Below are 16,642 nucleotides of genomic sequence, written 5' to 3' on the forward strand. Positions count from 1 at the left end.
ACTTACGTAAAATGCAATCCGCAAATGGTGGAAGCCGCCATGCGTCGGAGCCGTGATGTCTTGGTATATGGCACGCAAACGCCGCCGTGATCGTTAGCCCGGGGCTAACGACGCTCGTCTTCGCTCTTGGCCTCAGCGAACGGCCGGGTTGAACGACCGCGCTGCAGACCTCATCCCGGGGAGAGATCGTAGGCGTCCTCGACCACATAGGGCCCGCCGCCGGTCGAGGCACGCGACGAAAACAGCACGAAACGCTCGGCCATGAACACGCGGCTCGGGAAATAGCCGCGGACGGAGAGATAGTCGGCGACGTCCTGGCTCGATGCATCGTGCAGCCGCGCCAGCGTGACGTGCGGCACGAATTTGCGTCCCTCGGGATCGAGCCCGATCCGCTGCATGAGCCGCTCCAGCTCGGCCTGCAGCTCGATCAGCGGCCGGCTCGGCGCGATGTTGGCAACGACGGCACGCGGCTTGCGGCCGCCGAAGCTGGAGAGACCTTGCACCGTCACTTCGAACGGCTTGCGGTTCACCCGCCAGAGCATCGAGGCGATCTCGTTGGCGGAGGCGCCGTCGATGTCACCGATGAAACGCAACGTCACATGGTAATTTTCGGGATCGATCCAGCGGGCGCCGGGGAGGCCACCCCGCAAACCGGAAAGCGTGTGGCCAACCTCGGCCGGGATTTCCAGTCCAGTAAACAGACGCGGCATCGTTTCAGGACTCCCGATGCTGGAGGCTGATCTCGAAAATTGACGAGATCATGCCTTCGAGAAATGATCGACGACGAATCGCCAATGCATAATTCCTACCGAACTTATATGACTCCGCGACGGAAGGTGGGTTAACGTCGGTAAAAGCTGCGGAAAACCCGGCCTTAAGGCTATCGCAAATGATCGGCGCAGGGCTTCGTTCCGTTATTGCCCACGAAGCGGACGCAGGAATGCTTCCGCCGTAGGCAACAGCCTGGACACGATGATGTCGACGCCCGCTGCGGTGGGGTGAATGCCGTCCGCCTGGTTCAGCTTGGGGTCGGCGGCGACACCGTCGAGCAAGAATGGATACAGCGGCACGCCGAATTCCTTGGCGAGCTCGGGATAGATCGCGTTGAATTTCGCGGCATAGTCGCTGCCGTAGTTCGGCGGCGCCAGCATGCCGCAGAGCATGACGGCGACGCCCCTGGCTTTCAGCCGGGTCACGATCTCGCTCAAAGCCTTGCGCGTCACGGCGGGATCGATGCCGCGCAGCGCGTCATTGGCGCCGAGTTCGACGACGACCGCTTCGGTCCCCTCCGGCACCGACCAGTCGAGCCGGTCGCGGCCGCCGGACGAGGTGTCCCCGGATACGCCGGCATTGGTGAGGTCGATCGGCAGCCCCTGGGCCTGCAAGGCCTTCTGCAGCTTGGCTGGAAACGCATCTGAAGCGGACAGGCCGAGTCCCGCGCTCAAGGAATCGCCGAGAACGACCAGCTTGATCGGCTTGACGGCCTCGGCAGCGGCGAACGCGGACCCGACTGTCATCAAGGCGAGCATCAACACGAGTATGTGCACGAAGATGTGTCCGCGCCTCTCGACCCGGCTTGCGGAGTTGCCATATGACCGAGCCATGGACAGTCTCATCGAAACCTCGCGTTTGGCCGGCCTCGCGCCGGACACCATTACCATCTCGAACGTCAACCTCTCGCTCGGCACCGGCGCGGCGCGGGTCCATATCCTCAAGGATGTCAGCCTGCGGGTCGGACAGGGCGAGACGATCGGTCTGATCGGACCGTCGGGCTCTGGCAAGTCCACATTGCTGATGGTGATGGCGGGGTTGGAACGTCCTGACAGCGGTGAGGTGGTGGTCAACGGGACCGCTTTCAATGTCTTGGACGAGGACGCCCTGGCCCGGTTCCGCGGCCGCCAGGTCGGCATTGTCTTCCAGTCCTTTCATTTGATCCCGACCATGACGGCGCTGGAGAACGTCGCGGTGCCGCTCGAGCTGGCCGGCCACGCCGGCGCCGCCGAGCGCGCGGCCCGCGAGCTCGACTCGGTCGGGCTGGGCCACCGGCTGCATCACTATCCGACCCAGCTGTCGGGTGGCGAGCAGCAGCGCGTGGCGCTGGCCCGCGCCCTCGCTCCCGATCCTGCAATTCTCGTGGCCGACGAGCCGACCGGCAATCTCGACGAGACCACCGGACGGCAGATCGTCGATCTGTTGTTCACCAAGCACGCCGAGCGCGGCATGACCTTGGTGCTGGTGACCCACGACAGCAGCCTCGCGCACCGGTGCGACCGCGTCGTGCGGCTGCGCTCGGGGCGGATCGAAAGCGAGAGCGACGCCCGCGAGCCGGCTGACGCATGAGCGCCATGTCAGAACCGGTCGCGAGCGGCCGGATCGCCCTCCTGCCCGTTCGTTACGCGTTGCGCGAGCTGCGCGGCGGCTTGCGCGGCTTCTATGTCTTCATCGCCTGCATCGCGCTCGGCGTCCTCGCCATCGCTGGCGTCGGCTCGGTGGCGGCGAGCCTCAATGACGGCCTGGCTCGCGAAGGACGCACGCTGCTCGGCGGCGACGTTGCCTTTTCGCTGTTTCAGCGCGAGGCCAAGCCGGAGGAGATCGACTTCCTGCGCTCGCGTGGACAGCTGTCGCTGGCGGCAACCCTGCGCGCGATGGTGCGCTCCAGCGACGCCAAGCTGGCCCTGGTCGAGCTGAAGGCCGTCGACGACGCCTATCCGCTGCTCGGCAAGGCCGAGCTCCAGCCCGATCTGCCGATGGCCGACATCCTGGCCGAGCGCGACGGCGTCTACGGAGCTGCAGCCGATCCGGCGCTGCTGGCCCGGCTCGACCTGAAGGTCGACGACATCGTCACGATCGACACGGTCCGCTTCCAGATTCGCAGCGTGCTGCAGGCCGAGCCCGACAAATTGTCCGGCGGCATCGGCCTCGGGCCGCGCTTCCTGATCAGCGAGGCGGGTCTGCGGGCGACGCCGCTGCTGCAGCCGGGCAGTCTCGTGCGCTGGACCTACCGGGTCAGGCTGCCCGACAATGCCAAGGACGATCACGCCGCGGCGTCCTTCATCGCCGATACCCGCCTGACACTGCCGTCGGCCGGATGGGAGATCCGCAGCCGCAGCAACGCCTCGCCGCAACTCGAGCGGACCATCGGCCGCTTCACCCAGTTCCTGACCCTGGTCGGTCTCGCCGCCCTGCTGGTCGGCGGCGTCGGCGTCGCCAATGCGGTCAAGAGCCATGTCGACCGCCGCACCGAGGTGATCGCGGCGTTCAAGGCGCTCGGCGCCACCAGCCGCGACGTGTTCGGCATCTACCTCGTGCAGGTGATGGTGCTCGCCACGATCGGTTCGATCATCGGACTCTGCACCGGCGCGGCCCTGCCGTTTGCCATCGTCGGACTGTTCGGCAACATCCTGCCGCTGCCCGTGATCCCGGCTATTCATCCGGACGAGCTGGCGCTGTCCTTCGTCTATGGCCTGCTCACCGCGCTCGCGTTCGGTCTGTGGCCGCTCGGGCGCGTGCGTGACGTGCCGGTGGCGGCGTTGTTCCGCGAGGCGGTCATCGCCGAATGGCACCGGCCGCGCTGGAGCTATCTGGTGCTGATCGCGGGCACCGTCGCGCTGCTGATCGCGGTGGTGATCGGCCTGTCCTACGACAAGCGCATCGCCGCGGTGTTCGTCGTCGCCGCCGCGCTGGTGTTCGTGCTGTTGCGCGGCATTGCCGCCGCGGTGATGGCGATTGCGCGCGCCCTGCCGCGCAGCCGCTTCCCGATGCTGCGGCTGGCGGTCAGCAATATCTATCGCCCAGGCGCGCTGACACCGTCCGTAGTGCTGTCGCTCGGGCTGGGGCTCGCCGTGCTGGTCACCATCACCCAGATCGACGGCAATCTGCGACGCCAGTTCCTGGCACAGCTGCCGGAGCAGGCGCCGTCGTTTTTCTTCATCGACGTCCCCTCGGGCGAGGCCGACCGCTTCCGCGGCTTCCTCAGGGACCTCGCCCCTCAATCGGCAGTCGAAGACGTGCCGATGCTGCGCGGGCGCATCGTCTCCGCCCGCGGCGTGCGCGCCGAGGACCTCAAGGCGACGACGGACACCGAATGGGTGCTGCAGAGCGACCGCGGCCTGACCTATACCGCCGAGATTCCCAAGGGATCCAAGGTCGTCGAGGGCGCGTGGTGGGGCGAGAACTACGGCGGCCCGCCGCTGGTTTCGATCGAGAAGCGGATCGCCGACGGTCTCGGCCTCAAGCTTGGCGACGACATCGTGGTCAACGTGCTCGGACGCGACATCACGGCGCGGATCGGCAACATGCGCACCATCGACTGGCAGGGGCTCGGCATCAATTTCGTGCTGGTGTTCTCCCCGAATGCCTTCAAGGGCGCGCCCCACACCCATGTCGCCACCCTGACCGAGGCGCGCTCCGATGCCGTCGAGGATGCGCGCGTCATCCGCAAGGTGGCCGACGCCTTCCCGATGGTGACCAGCGTGCGGGTCCGCGAGGTGATGGAGACGGTCGGCTCGGTCGTCTCCAACCTTGCGCTCGCCATCCGCGGCGCCAGCGCGGTGACGCTGATCTCGGCCATCCTGGTGCTGGGCGGCGCGCTGGCCGCCGGCCACCGCCACCGGGTCTACGATGCCGTGATCCTGAAGACGCTGGGCGCCACCAGGCTGCGGTTGCTCGGCGCCTACGCACTGGAATATCTGATGATCGGCTTCGCCACCGCCGCCTTCGGCGTCGTCGCGGGGTCGGTCGCCGCGTGGCTGATCGTGACCCGGCTGATGACCTTGAGCTTCGCCTGGCAGGCGGGCAGCGCCGCGCTGGTCGTCCTGACCGCGCTGATCGTGACGGTCGGCCTCGGTCTGGCCGGCACCCTCCTTGCGCTCAACCAGAAGCCGGCGACGGTCCTTCGGAATCTCTAGCGGCTTGCGCGCTCATGCCGCACGGTTAACGCGATTTATACGGCTGGGACGCGCGCGGAGCGACATTCAGCCGCGCGTGGACGCTTGCGGCGGATATGCTAGTTTCCCATCTAGGGAATGGGCTCAGAGACCTGCCAAAAGATGGCGATTTTGCCGATGACGCAAATTTAATATCTGTGGCAGTGGGTATGAGATAGGGTTTTTCGAGAACCGGCTAAAGGTCCTGCCAGGACCGGACTGCCGGGCAACCAACGGGAATCGACCATGTCGGACCTAGACCGCAATTATGCTTCACCCTTTGGCCGGGTGGCCGGGCGCGCCGATGCCGCGACCGTCGACGCCGGTCTGCGCGCCTACATGCTGCGCATCTACAATTACATGAGCATCGGCTTGGCCATCACCGGCCTCGCGGCGCTGGGCGTCTACATGGCGTCGGTGACCGGCGATCCGGCTGCCGGCGTATTCAAGTTCGGCAACGCGTACCTGACGCAGTTCGGCTACGCGATGTTCGTGAGCCCGCTGAAGTGGCTGTTCATCCTGGCCCCACTGGTCATGGTGTTCGCGATCTCGGCCGGCATCAACCGCCTGGCGCCGTCGACCGCGCAGATCCTGTTCTGGGTGTTCTCGGCCTTGATGGGCATCTCGCTGTCGTCGATCTTCCTGGTGTACACTCACACCTCGATCGTGCGGGTGTTCTTCATCACCGCGGCGACGTTCGGCGCGCTCAGCCTGTACGGCTATACGACCAAGCGCGACATGACCGGCATGGGCTCGTTCCTGTTCATGGGCCTGGTCGGCATCGTGCTGGCGAGCCTCGTGAACCTGTTCCTGGCGAGCTCGATGCTGCAGTTCATCGTCTCGGTGATCGGCGTGTTCGTGTTCGCCGGCCTGACCGCCTGGGACACGCAGCGTCTGAAGAACGAGTACATCTACGGCTACGCTTCCGCGGGCGGCGACATTGCCGAGCGCGCAGCGATCACCGGCGCCCTGTCGCTGTACCTGAACTTCATCAACCTGTTCACGCTGCTGCTGCAGCTGCTCGGACAGCGCGACTGAGCCAGCGGCTCACACGAGCGACCTTCGAAGCCCCGGCCTCACCGCCGGGGCTTTTCGTTTGCGCAAGCCAATTGCGACCGCGGCGCGGGCGCGACGGCAGCCATGCCGCGAGGCCGGATTGATCGCCGCGTCCGCTTTGGTATGTTTCCACCATGTCCGACATTGAGATCCGGCCCACCCGGGAGGCCGACCTTCCCACCATCACCGCCATCTACGGCCAGGCCGTCCGCGAGGGCACGGCCACCTTCGAGCTCGACCCTCCGGATCTGACGGAAATGACGCGCCGCTTCCGGGCGCTCACCGACGACGGCTTTCCCTATTTCGCCGCCCTGCTGGACGGAGAGGTGGTTGGCTATGCCTATGCGGGGCCTTACCGGCCTCGCCCGGCCTATCGCTTCACGGTGGAGAACTCGATCTATCTCGCCCCCGCCAGCCAGCGTCGTGGCATCGGAATGCGACTGATGCGGCGGCTGATCGACGCCTGTGAGGAGGGAGGCTTTCGCCAGATGATCGCCGTCATCGGCGACTCCGCCAATGCCGGCTCGGTCCGGCTGCATACCGCCTGCGGCTTCCAGATGATCGGCACCCACCCGAGCGTCGGCCTGAAATTCGGCCGCTGGCTCGATACTGTGATGATGCAGCGCCCGCTCGGGGCCGGGAGCAGCGACGTCCCGGCGTAAGCAACGCCAGTCGGAATGTCAGGATCAGCCGGAGCGCGTGGGATCAGACCAGCGCCGGCTTCGGCGCGATCACCAGCAGCACGCGCTCGAGCTCATGACCGCGGCGCAGGATCAGGCCGGTGGCCGAGACCACGCTGTACATGCCCTGCTTACGCGCCAGCCGCGGGTCCTTCTCGATGCGGTAGATCGGCACCTCGGACGCCCGGCGAAACACGGAGAAGACGGCCCGGTCACGCAGGAAGTCGATCGAATAGTCGCGCCACTCACCGTCGGCGACCATGCGGCCGTAGAGGTTGAGGATACGATTCAGCTCGAGGCGATCGAACGTCACCCGGTTGGGCGCTGCGGCCGCGTTGCGCGCCGCCGCGCGGTTCTCGCTGGGGTCGGCATCCTCCGGAGTGAGGTTCATGAGCGTCCTCCTGTCATCTGTGTGACATGATCGCGCCATCCGCCGGAAGCCGCAAGGGGCCGTTTTCATTGTTGAAGTTCGGCCGCGCGTGCCAACCGCGCGAACTCCGCGAACACGCAAGCGTCACGGGATCGTTAGCAGAATCATAATCGCGCCGTCTTTCCGCCCACCGACCGCCCCCGACCTTAGGCATAAGATTCGTGTGCGTTGGCCCGGTCCTTTCGGTTCCGGATTCCTCAGCCCCCAGCCCCCCGGGGTCGTCAGGATCGGGTCCATTCACAAGTAAGGCAAAGGGCCAACGCAAGTTGGTCCTTTTGCTTTTTTGGCGTGAGCTGCACGGAACATGTTGTGGCGCGCCTCCGTCCCATGGACGTGACGCGCCTACCGCAGGTCAACGGAAACGAAGATCAGGACGATGGAAGATCAGCGCTCGGGAGCACGCGCCGTTGCTGAAGCCCGTCCGACCAATGGCAACTCGGAAAAGGCGGCCCCGAGCATCGCACCGGGGCGGTCGCGACTGCCGTCCTGCACATAGACGACGGTGCCATCGACGCCCTCGCGGGCGATCTTCTCCAGCGGCACGCTCCATCTGACCGGCGAACCATTCCAGTCACCCAGCTTCTGAAGACCGCGAACGACATTGTAATAGGTCAGATCACGGCCGCTGTTCTCGCCGCGGCCGACCGAGATCGGGACCACCCGCGAGATCGAGCAGACCCAGACCTCGCCGTGCTTGCGCGGCATCTGGTCGTTGGCCGCGGCCACGGAGACAGTGAGGTCCTGGCCGTCGACCGACAGCCTCACCGGCACCGACATCACCCTGCCACCCTGGACAGTCTCCTCGATGGCGCCTTCGATCGCCTCGCGGTCGCTGCCGATCACATGCACGGAGCCGTTGACCACCGCCTGCGGCGTATAGACTTCGCGATCGCCACGCGCCCTGGAATAGGCCCGCTGCCGGGCCGTGAAGCGGGAGTCGGCCAGCGTGTCCTTCCAGCCCAGGTAGTCCCAGTAGTCGATCGGCAGGGACAGCGCGATGACCGAGGGATCTCTGGCGAGCTCGCCGAGGATCTTGTCGGCCGGCGGGCAGGATGAACAGCCCTGGGACGTGAAGAGTTCGATCACCGCACGCGGATCGGACGCGGCCGGCCGGACGAAAGCGATGACCGCACAGACACTCAGCGCCGCGCGCGACCACCACGACATCTGTCCACTCATCGTCACTGTCCTGTCTGGAACATGGTCCGCTGCGCCCTGCCGCGTCAATGATCTGCGAAGCCGCCCTCGTAGTTAATAGATTGCAAACGAAAAGGAGGCGGCCTTTGTCATAGGCCGCCTCCTTCATCACCCGCTACTCACTTCAGAGTGAGCCAAACTGTCGCGTCGCGCTTTGGTTAAGCAGCAAGCTTGCGCAGCACGTAGTGCAGGATGCCGCCGTTGCGATAGTAGTCCAGCTCGTCCAGCGTATCGATCCGGCAGAGCAGCGGCACCTGCTGCGCCGCCCCGTCGGCCGACACGATCTCGGCGGTCAGGGTTTGACGCGGCTTCAGGTCGCCCTGCAGGCCCTTGATGGTGACCTTCTCGTCGCCCTTCAGGCCGAGCGAGGACCAGGACGTGCCTTCCTGGAAGGTGAGCGGGAGCACACCCATGCCGACCAGGTTCGAACGATGGATGCGCTCGAAGCTCTGGCAGATCACGGCGCGGACGCCGAGCAGCCGGGTACCTTTCGCAGCCCAGTCGCGCGACGAGCCGTTGCCGTATTCGGCGCCGGCGAACACCACCAGCGGCACGCCCTCTTCCTGGTACTTCATCGCGGCGTCGTAGATCGACATCTGCTCGCCGTCGGGCCAGTGCTTGGTCAGGCCGCCTTCCGGAATGTTGCCGTCGGCACCTTTGAGCATGAAGTTCTTGATGCGGATGTTGGCGAAGGTGCCGCGCATCATGATCTCGTGATTGCCGCGGCGCGTGCCGTACTGGTTGAAGTCGGCCGGGCGGACCTGGTGCTCGCTGAGGAATTTACCGGCGGGCGAGGTCAGCTTGATCGAACCGGCCGGCGAGATGTGGTCGGTCGTGATCTTGTCGCCGAACAGCGCCAGCACGCGGGCCTCGACGATGTCCTTGATCGGCTCGGGCTCCTTCTTCATGCCGTCGAAATACGGCGGGTTCTGCACGTAGGTCGACGACATGTTCCAGCGATAGGTCTCGCTCTCGACCGTCTTGATCTTGCGCCAGTTGGTGTCGCCCTTGAACACGTCGGCGTAGCGCTTCTTGAAGATCGACGCCTTGACGAATTTCTTGACGAAGTCGTTGACCTCCTTGGTCGTCGGCCAGATGTCTTTCAGGTAGACTGGCTTCTTGTCCTTGCCGATGCCGATCGGCTCGACCGAAAGATCCTTGGTCACGGTGCCGGCGAGCGCGTAGGCGACGACCAGCGGCGGCGAGGCCAGGTAGTTGGCCTGCACGTCCGGCGAGACGCGGCCTTCGAAGTTGCGGTTGCCGGACAGCACGGCCGCCGCGACGACGCCGTTGTCGTTGATCGACTTCGAGATCTCCTCCGGCAGCGGACCTGAATTGCCGATGCAGGTGGTGCAGCCGAAACCGACCAGGTTGAAGCCGACCTTGTCGAGGTCCTTCTGCAGGCCGGAGTTAGCCAGATACTCGGCGACCACCTGGCTGCCCGGGGCGAGCGAGGTCTTCACCCACGGCTTGGCCTTGAGGCCCTTGGCGGCGGCGTTGCGGGCCAAGAGGCCGGCGCCGATCAGCACGCTCGGGTTCGAGGTGTTGGTGCAGGAGGTGATGGCGGCGATGACGACATCGCCATGGCCGATGTCGAAGTCCTTGCCCTCAACGGGGAAGCGCTGCGCGGCATCGCTCTTCTTGTACTCGCCGGCCAGCGCGGTGGCGAAGCCCTCGGCCACCGCCGGCAGGGCGATGCGGCCCTCGGGACGCTTCGGACCAGCCATCGACGGCACGACGTCGGCGAGATCGAGGGTCAGTGTCTGCGTGAACACCGGGTCCGCCGACTTGGCGGTGCGGAACAGGCCCTGCGCCTTGGCATAGGCCTCGACCAGCGCGACGCGCGGGCCCTTGCGGCCCGAGGTCTTGAGATAGTCGATGGTGGCGGCGTCGACCGGGAAGAAGCCGCAGGTCGCGCCATATTCGGGGGCCATGTTGGCGATGGTCGACTTGTCGGCGACCGAGAGATGGTCGAGGCCGGGGCCGAAGAACTCGACGAACTTGCCGACCACACCGAGCTTGCGCAGCATCTGGGTGACGGTCAGCACCAGGTCGGTCGCGGTCACGCCTTCCTTCAACGCGCCGGTCAGCTTGAAGCCGACGACGTCGGGCAGCAGCATCGACAGCGGCTGGCCGAGCATGCAGGCCTCAGCCTCGATGCCGCCGACGCCCCAGCCGAGCACGGCCAGACCATTGACCATCGTGGTGTGCGAATCGGTGCCGACCAGCGAATCCGGATAGGCGACCTCGAAGGTGCCCTTGGTGCGGCCGACGGTCATCTTCTCCTTCTTGGTCCAGACGGTCTGCGCAAGGTATTCGAGGTTGACCTGGTGGCAGATGCCGGTGCCGGGTGGCACGACGGAGAAGTTCGAGAACGCCTTCTGGCCCCACTTCAGGAATTCGTAACGCTCCTGGTTCTGCTTGTACTCCTCGGCGACGTTCTTGCCGAACGCCTTGTTGTCACCGAAGTAGTTCACGATCACCGAGTGGTCGATGACGAGATCGACCGGCACCAGCGGGTTGATCTTCTCCGCGTCGCCGCCGAGCTTCTGCATCGCGTTGCGCATCGCTGCGAGATCGACCACCGCAGGCACGCCGGTGAAATCCTGCATCAGCACGCGCGCCGGACGGAAGGCGATCTCGTGCTCCAGCGACTTCTTGCGCAGCCATTTCGACACCGCGACAATGTCGTCCTTGGTGACGGTGCGGCCGTCCTCGTTGCGCAGCAGATTCTCGAGCAGCACCTTCATCGAATAGGGCAGCTTGGAGATGTCCTTGAGACCGTTCTTCTCGGCTGTGGGCAAGCTGTAGTAAATGTAGCTCTTCGTTCCGACCTTGAGGGTCTTGCGACACTTGAAGCTGTCGAGCGAGGTCATGCGTGGAAATCCCAATTGATCTGTATACCCGGAGGGGGTATTTAAGAACCGTCAGCGCGAGGCGCCGGATGGCTTGCAGCGGGCGATTGTGTGCTGCATCAAGGTCGGGCTTATAGAAGCTTTCTAACTGCGCCGCCACAGCCACAAGCAAGCCGCGACGTGGCATCACCCACAAATTCTCACGCGCTAGCCATCAATTTCGTAAGGGCTGTCACGACGGGCCATGCAGCTTTCTCCAACATTGTCTCCGAAACTGTTCGGCCGCGACGTCAGATGCGTGCGCGGCGGTCGCGAGGTGTTCGCAGGCCTTGCGTTCGAAACGGTCGCGGGCGAGGCGCTCGCGGTGACCGGACACAATGGTGCGGGCAAGACATCACTGCTGCGGCTGATTGCCGGCCTACTGCTGCCGGCGGGCGGCTCCATCGCCATCGAGGGCGGCGAAGGCGAGTTGACGGTGCCCGAGCAGGCGCACTATCTCGGCCACCGCGACGCGCTGAAGCCGGCGCTCAGCGTCCGCGAAAACCTGACCTTCTGGGCCGAATTCCTCGGCGGCGGCGTCACGCGACCGATCCCCGACTGTTTGGCGGCGGTGGGCATCGCGCACGCCATCGACCTGCCCGCCGCCTATCTCTCCGCCGGCCAGCGCCGCCGCCTGTCGCTGGCGCGCCTGCTGGCGGTGCCGCGCCTGCTGTGGCTGCTGGACGAGCCGACCGCCGCGCTCGACATCGCCGGACAGGCGATGTTCGCCGGCCTGATGCGCGAGCATCTCGCTGGCGGCGGGCTGATCGTGGCCGCGACACATGGACCGCTCGGCATCGCCACGCGCGAGCTGCGGATCGGGGAGGCTCGATGATTCCCTCTCGCCTCTTCGCAGTCCCACCCACCGCTCTCTCCGTTCCCTCCCCCCTTGTCGGGGAGGATCAGGGAGGGGGGTGCCCCACGACGCGCTCTAACTTGTTTGACGAGATTCGGTCGCACCAACCAACGTCCCATCGGCACGCCGACCCCTCCCCCTTGCGGGGAGGGGTCGGGGGTGGGCGTCCACAACGGCAGCGTCACCCGGAGCCACCCCCCTCCCCAGCCCTCCCCCACAAGAGGGGAGGGAGCGCAGTTTGCGGGTGGAGGGAGCGTGGCTCACCATCTGCCATCAAGCAATCAGCCAAGGCCCTCCCCGCATGACCGCGCTCGGTGCCCTCATCCGCCGCGACATCCGGATCGCGCTGCGCATCGGCGGCGGCGCGCTGATCGGCGTGCTGTTCTTCCTCACCGTCGTGGTGCTGATGCCATTCGCGGTCGGGCCGGATCTGGCGCTCCTGACCCGGCTCGGCCCCGCCATCCTCTGGCTCGGTGCCCTGCTCTCCAGCCTGCTCACCCTGGACCGGCTGTTCACCGCCGACCACGAGGACGGCTCGCTCGACCTGGTCGTGATGAGCCGGACACCGCTGGAGCTGGCCTGCGCCGCCAAGGCGCTGGCGCACTGGCTCGCCGCCGGCCTGCCGCTGGTGATCGCGACGCCCGTGCTCGGACTGCTTCTCAATCTCGACGCCACCGCCACCGGCGCCGTCGCGCTGACGCTATTGGCGGGCACGCCTGCCCTGACCTTCATCGGCATGATCGGTGCGGCGCTGGCGGTGACCATGCACCGCGGCGGGCTGCTGCTGGCGGTCTTGGTGCTGCCACTATCGATCCCGGTGCTGATCTTCGGCGTCGCGGCGTCGCAGGCGGCCATCGTCGGTCCGCTGCCGTTCGGGGCGCCATTCTCGATCCTGTGCGCATTGTCGCTGGTGAGTTTCGTGATCGGCCCGTTCGCCGCTGCGACAAGCTTGCGGAACGGGCTGGATTGACCCACCGCCCGCCGAGGTTTGACCATGATCAACTCTTACCTGGTGGCGCCGTGCTGATTGCCTGCAACCGCTTCCGCCTTTAACAAGGGTCTCATGTCGCTGATCGACCTTGCCAATCCCACCCGGTTCCTCGGCCTCGCCGCACGGTTGCTGCCGTGGCTGGCGCTGGTCACGACCGCGCTGCTGGCTGCCGGCCTGTACCTCTCGGCGCTGGCGCCCGACGACTATCAGCAGGGCGCGACCGTCAAGATCATGTTCATCCACGTGCCCAATGCGTGGCTGTCGATGTTCGTCTGGGGCGTCATGAGCATCGCCTCGCTCGGCACCCTGGTATGGCGGCATCCGCTCGCCGACGTCGCCGCCAAGGCCGCCGCCCCGATCGGCGCCAGCTTCACGTTCCTCGCGCTGCTCACCGGCTCGCTGTGGGGCCGGCCGATGTGGGGCACCTATTGGGAGTGGGATGCCCGGCTGACCTCGGTGCTGATCCTGTTCCTGATGTATCTCGGCCTGATGGCGCTGTGGCGCGCGGTCGAGGATCCCACCCGCGCCGCCCGTGCTGCCGCCGTGCTGACGCTGGTTGGCGCCATCAACCTGCCGATCATCAAGTTCTCAGTCGACTGGTGGAACACGCTGCATCAACCCGCGTCGGTGATGCGGATGGGCGGTCCGGCGCTCGACAAATCATTCCTGATCCCGCTGCTGGTGATGGCAATCGGGTTCACGTTCCTGTTCGTGACGCTGCATGTCGCGGCGATGCGCAACGAGATCCTGCGTCGTCGTGTGCGCAGCCTGCAGATGATGCAGGCGCGCGCCTACACAACGACCGCACCAGCCGACGATCCGGCAGGCCAGATCGCGGGAGCGGCTTGATATGGACCTCGGCCCCTATACCTCCTTCATCGCCACCTCCTATCTTGCGGCGGCGCTGGTCGTGGTGGTGCTGATCGGCTGGATCGCCATCGACTACCGCACCCAGAAGGCGCGCTTGCGCGCGCTCGAGGACAGCGGCATCAGCCGCCGTTCCGGCCGCGCGGCAACGGACATCCAATGACTGAACAGGCCGCGACAGAGCCGGCGCCGCGCCGCCGCTCATTCCTCATGCTGCTGCCGCTCGTGGTGTTCCTCGGGCTGGCGGCGCTGTTCTGGTCGCGCCTCGGCAACGGCGATCCGTCGCGCATTCCGTCGGCGCTGATCGGCCGTCCGGCGCCGGCCACACCGCTGCCGCCGCTGCCGGAGCTGGCCAGAGACGGCACACCGGTGCCCGGACTCGATCCGGCCGCGCTCAAGGGCAAGGTCAGCATCGTCAATGTCTGGGCGTCGTGGTGCGTGCCATGTCACGACGAGGCGCCACTGCTGGTCGAGCTCGGCCGCGACAAGCGCTTTCAGATCATCGGCATCAACTACAAGGATGGCGCCGACAACGCCCGCCGCTTCCTCGGCCGCTACGGCAATCCCTATGACGTCGTCGGCGTCGACGGCAATGGCCGCGCCGGCATCGAATGGGGCGTCTACGGCGTGCCCGAGACCTTCGTGGTCGGAAGCGAGGGCACCATCGTCTACAAGCTGGTCGGCCCGATCACGGCGCAGAACATCGATGCGGTGTTGAAGCCGGAGATCGAGAAGGCGCTCAAGGCGGGCGGGTAGTTTGCTGAAAGACCAGCAGTTATTTTCTCGTGATCGCGAGCGAAGCTGTTGGTCGAATCCTCGCTGTCATCGTCCGGCTTGACCGGGCGATCCAGTACGACGTGACTGCGCGGTGACTCACGACTGCCGCGGCGTACTGGATCATCCGCTTTCGCGGATGATGACACTGAGAGTGAGGCGCTGAGGCGCGCGGCGTCTTGCGAGATCAGTTCGCGCTTGTCGTTCCGGGGCGATGCGGAGCATCGGACCCGGAACTTCGAGATTCCGGGTCCGCTCGCCGACGCGAGCGTCCCGGAATGACAGCACCGCGTACTACCCCTTGCTCACATCCCCCTCGGCCGCATCGCTGGCTTCGAGCGACGCGGGGTCCTGATGATAGCGCTTGATCAGCGGCATCTGGGCGATGGCGAAGATCATGGTCAGCGGCACGACCCCGAAAGCCTTGAAGCCGACCCAGAAATCGGTGCTCTGCGTGCGCCAGATGATCTCGTTCAGCACCGCCATCGCCGCGAAGAACAGCGCCCAGCGGAAGGTGAGGATGCGCCAGCCCACGGCCGTCAGGTTGAACATCTGATCGAACATGATCGCGATGAAGGAGCGGTTGAACAGCAGACCGCCGCCGAGCACGGCCGCGAACAGGCAGTAGATGATGGTCGGCTTGACCTTGATGAAGGTCTCGTCGTGCAGCACCAGGGTCAGCGTGCCGAACACGATGACGACGACGGCGGTCACCAGCGCCATCAGCGGCACGTGCCGCGTCACCACATAGGACGCGATCAGCGCCGCGATGATCGCCACCATGAACGCGCCGGTCGCAGCGAACAGATTGAACTTGGCGTTGACCACGAAGAACACGATCAGCGGACCGAGTTCGGTCGCGAGCTTGAACAGCGGATGCGGCTGGGTCTTGTCCATTCCATGTCCCGTTGGCTGTCATCATCCGCGGCCGCGGACGATCCAGTAGCCTCTGATGTCTCGTGGCGGAGGAGGCGCGCAACGGGCGGAAGGGCTCGCAGGCGCGCCGCACCGTGACGTCAATCCTCGATTCCCGCAATCGCCAGCGCGAAATCCTTGGCGGCGAACGGGGAGAGATCGTCGACCCCCTCGCCGACGCCGATGAAGTGCACCGGCAGCTTGAACTTCTCCGACAGCGCCACCAGGATGCCGCCACGCGCCGTGCCATCCAGCTTGGTCATCACGAGACCGGTGACGCCTGCCGTACGATGAAACGCCTCGACCTGCGACAGCGCATTTTGTCCCACCGTCGCGTCGAGCACGAGCAGCACCGCATGCGGCGCCGACGCGTCGACCTTGCGAATGACACGCACCACCTTTTCGAGCTCGTTCATCAGCTCGGCCTTGTTCTGCAAACGACCGGCGGTGTCGATCAACAGAATGTCGCGGCCCTGCTCCTTGGCCGCGGTGATGGCGGTGAACGCAAGGCTGGCCGAGTCCGAGCCCTGCGCGCCGGCGATGACCGGCGCCTTGGTGCGCTCGCCCCAGACCTTGAGCTGCTCGATGGCGGCGGCGCGGAACGTGTCGCCCGCCGCCAGCATCACCTGCCTGCCCTCGGACGCAAATTTCGCGGCCAGCTTGCCGATGGTGGTCGTCTTGCCGGAGCCGTTGACGCCGACGACGAGAATGACGAACGGCTTGTGGCCCGGCGCGATCTCGAGCGGCTTCGCCACCGGCGACAGCACCTTCTCGACCTCGGTCGCGACCACCGCCTTCACCTCGTCGGCGCTGATCGCCTTGTCGTAGCGGCCGGTCCCGACGGCCTCCGCAATCCGCGCAGCGACCTGGGTACCGAGATCGGCGCGCAGCAGCACGTCCTCGATGTCGTCCAGCATCGCGCGGTCGAGCTTGCGCTTGGTGACGAGATCGGCCACGGCCGTGCCGAGCGCGCCGGAGGTGCGCTTCAGGCCCGCGGACAGCCGCCGCCACCACGACAGCTTGGGTGTTTCGGAGGTGGTATCGTTCATGGCGTGGT

16 protein-coding genes are annotated in these 16,642 nt (G+C 65.9%); 9 read left to right on the forward strand and 7 right to left on the reverse strand.

Annotation, left to right across the window (positions count from 1 at the left end):
• Nucleotides 1-170: 170 nt before the first annotated feature.
• A complete protein-coding gene (gene thpR / locus QX039_RS17290) occupies nucleotides 171-710 on the reverse strand; it encodes an RNA 2',3'-cyclic phosphodiesterase (protein ID WP_315740705.1) in 540 nt (179 codons plus the stop codon).
• A gap of 204 nt (nucleotides 711-914) precedes the next feature.
• Entirely contained in the window at nucleotides 915-1,547 is a 633-nt protein-coding gene (locus QX039_RS17295; RefSeq protein ID WP_315770679.1) for an arylesterase, read from the reverse strand.
• Between the two features lie 55 nt (nucleotides 1,548-1,602).
• Between QX039_RS17295 and QX039_RS17300 the strand changes: the two genes are divergently transcribed.
• From QX039_RS17300 to QX039_RS17315, 4 genes are all read left to right on the forward strand, one after another.
• Nucleotides 1,603-2,340 carry an ABC transporter ATP-binding protein gene (locus QX039_RS17300; protein ID WP_315757140.1) on the forward strand — a complete coding sequence of 246 codons (738 nt, stop codon included), beginning with the start codon at nucleotides 1,603-1,605 and terminating at the stop codon, nucleotides 2,338-2,340.
• Nucleotides 2,337-4,907, forward strand: a complete 2,571-nt coding sequence (locus QX039_RS17305; protein ID WP_315770555.1) for an ABC transporter permease — start codon at nucleotides 2,337-2,339, stop codon at nucleotides 4,905-4,907. The genes QX039_RS17300 and QX039_RS17305 overlap by 4 nt, the downstream gene beginning before the upstream one ends.
• Before the next feature lie 264 nt (nucleotides 4,908-5,171).
• A complete protein-coding gene (locus tag QX039_RS17310) occupies nucleotides 5,172-5,963 on the forward strand; it encodes a Bax inhibitor-1/YccA family protein (protein ID WP_315740702.1) in 792 nt (263 codons plus the stop codon).
• Nucleotides 5,964-6,115: 152 nt separating this feature from the next.
• On the forward strand, nucleotides 6,116-6,643 hold the full coding sequence (locus tag QX039_RS17315) for a GNAT family N-acetyltransferase (RefSeq protein WP_315740701.1): 528 nt from the start codon (nucleotides 6,116-6,118) through the stop codon (nucleotides 6,641-6,643).
• A gap of 43 nt (nucleotides 6,644-6,686) precedes the next feature.
• Here the strand turns inward: QX039_RS17315 and QX039_RS17320 are convergent, their stop codons facing one another.
• The 3 genes from QX039_RS17320 to acnA form a co-directional block, all read right to left on the reverse strand.
• The gene (locus tag QX039_RS17320) at nucleotides 6,687-7,052 is read right to left on the reverse strand and encodes a DUF2794 domain-containing protein (protein ID WP_315740700.1); all 366 of its coding nucleotides are present in this window, start codon (nucleotides 7,050-7,052) and stop codon (nucleotides 6,687-6,689) included.
• 423 nt (nucleotides 7,053-7,475) lie between these two features.
• On the reverse strand, nucleotides 7,476-8,258 hold the full coding sequence (locus tag QX039_RS17325) for a DUF1223 domain-containing protein (RefSeq protein ID WP_315740741.1): 783 nt from the start codon (nucleotides 8,256-8,258) through the stop codon (nucleotides 7,476-7,478).
• Between the two features lie 188 nt (nucleotides 8,259-8,446).
• On the reverse strand, nucleotides 8,447-11,164 hold the full coding sequence (gene acnA, locus QX039_RS17330) for an aconitate hydratase AcnA (protein ID WP_315740699.1): 2,718 nt from the start codon (nucleotides 11,162-11,164) through the stop codon (nucleotides 8,447-8,449).
• A 223-nt stretch (nucleotides 11,165-11,387) separates the two neighbouring features.
• On the opposite strand from acnA, the gene ccmA reads away from it, so the two are divergent.
• The 5 genes from ccmA (at nucleotide 11,388) to QX039_RS17355 (ending at nucleotide 14,652) form a co-directional block, all read left to right on the forward strand.
• Entirely contained in the window at nucleotides 11,388-12,017 is a 630-nt protein-coding gene (ccmA, locus tag QX039_RS17335; protein WP_315740698.1) for a heme ABC exporter ATP-binding protein CcmA, read from the forward strand.
• A 322-nt stretch (nucleotides 12,018-12,339) separates the two neighbouring features.
• The gene (gene ccmB, locus QX039_RS17340; protein ID WP_315740697.1) at nucleotides 12,340-13,008 is read left to right on the forward strand and encodes a heme exporter protein CcmB; all 669 of its coding nucleotides are present in this window, start codon (nucleotides 12,340-12,342) and stop codon (nucleotides 13,006-13,008) included.
• A 93-nt stretch (nucleotides 13,009-13,101) separates the two neighbouring features.
• Nucleotides 13,102-13,878 carry a heme ABC transporter permease gene (locus QX039_RS17345; RefSeq protein WP_315740696.1) on the forward strand — a complete coding sequence of 259 codons (777 nt, stop codon included), beginning with the start codon at nucleotides 13,102-13,104 and terminating at the stop codon, nucleotides 13,876-13,878.
• Nucleotide 13,879: 1 nt separating this feature from the next.
• Nucleotides 13,880-14,059 (forward strand): heme exporter protein CcmD, encoded by a 180-nt coding sequence (gene ccmD / locus QX039_RS17350; RefSeq protein WP_315740695.1) that lies wholly within the window; start codon nucleotides 13,880-13,882, stop codon nucleotides 14,057-14,059.
• Entirely contained in the window at nucleotides 14,056-14,652 is a 597-nt protein-coding gene (locus QX039_RS17355) for a DsbE family thiol:disulfide interchange protein (RefSeq protein WP_315740694.1), read from the forward strand. Before ccmD ends, QX039_RS17355 begins: the two co-directional genes overlap by 4 nt.
• 312 nt (nucleotides 14,653-14,964) lie before the next feature.
• On the opposite strand, the gene QX039_RS17360 is transcribed toward QX039_RS17355, so the two are convergent.
• Nucleotides 14,965-15,567, reverse strand: coding sequence for a septation protein A (locus QX039_RS17360; protein WP_315740693.1), 603 nt, complete (start codon nucleotides 15,565-15,567; stop codon nucleotides 14,965-14,967).
• 119 nt (nucleotides 15,568-15,686) lie between these two features.
• Nucleotides 15,687-16,634 carry a signal recognition particle-docking protein FtsY gene (gene ftsY, locus QX039_RS17365; protein WP_315740692.1) on the reverse strand — a complete coding sequence of 316 codons (948 nt, stop codon included), beginning with the start codon at nucleotides 16,632-16,634 and terminating at the stop codon, nucleotides 15,687-15,689.
• Between the last annotated feature and the right edge of the window lie 8 nt (nucleotides 16,635-16,642).

It is taken from the genome of Bradyrhizobium sp. SZCCHNR1043, assembly GCF_032489675.1.
Lineage (GTDB): Bacteria > Pseudomonadota > Alphaproteobacteria > Rhizobiales > Xanthobacteraceae > Bradyrhizobium.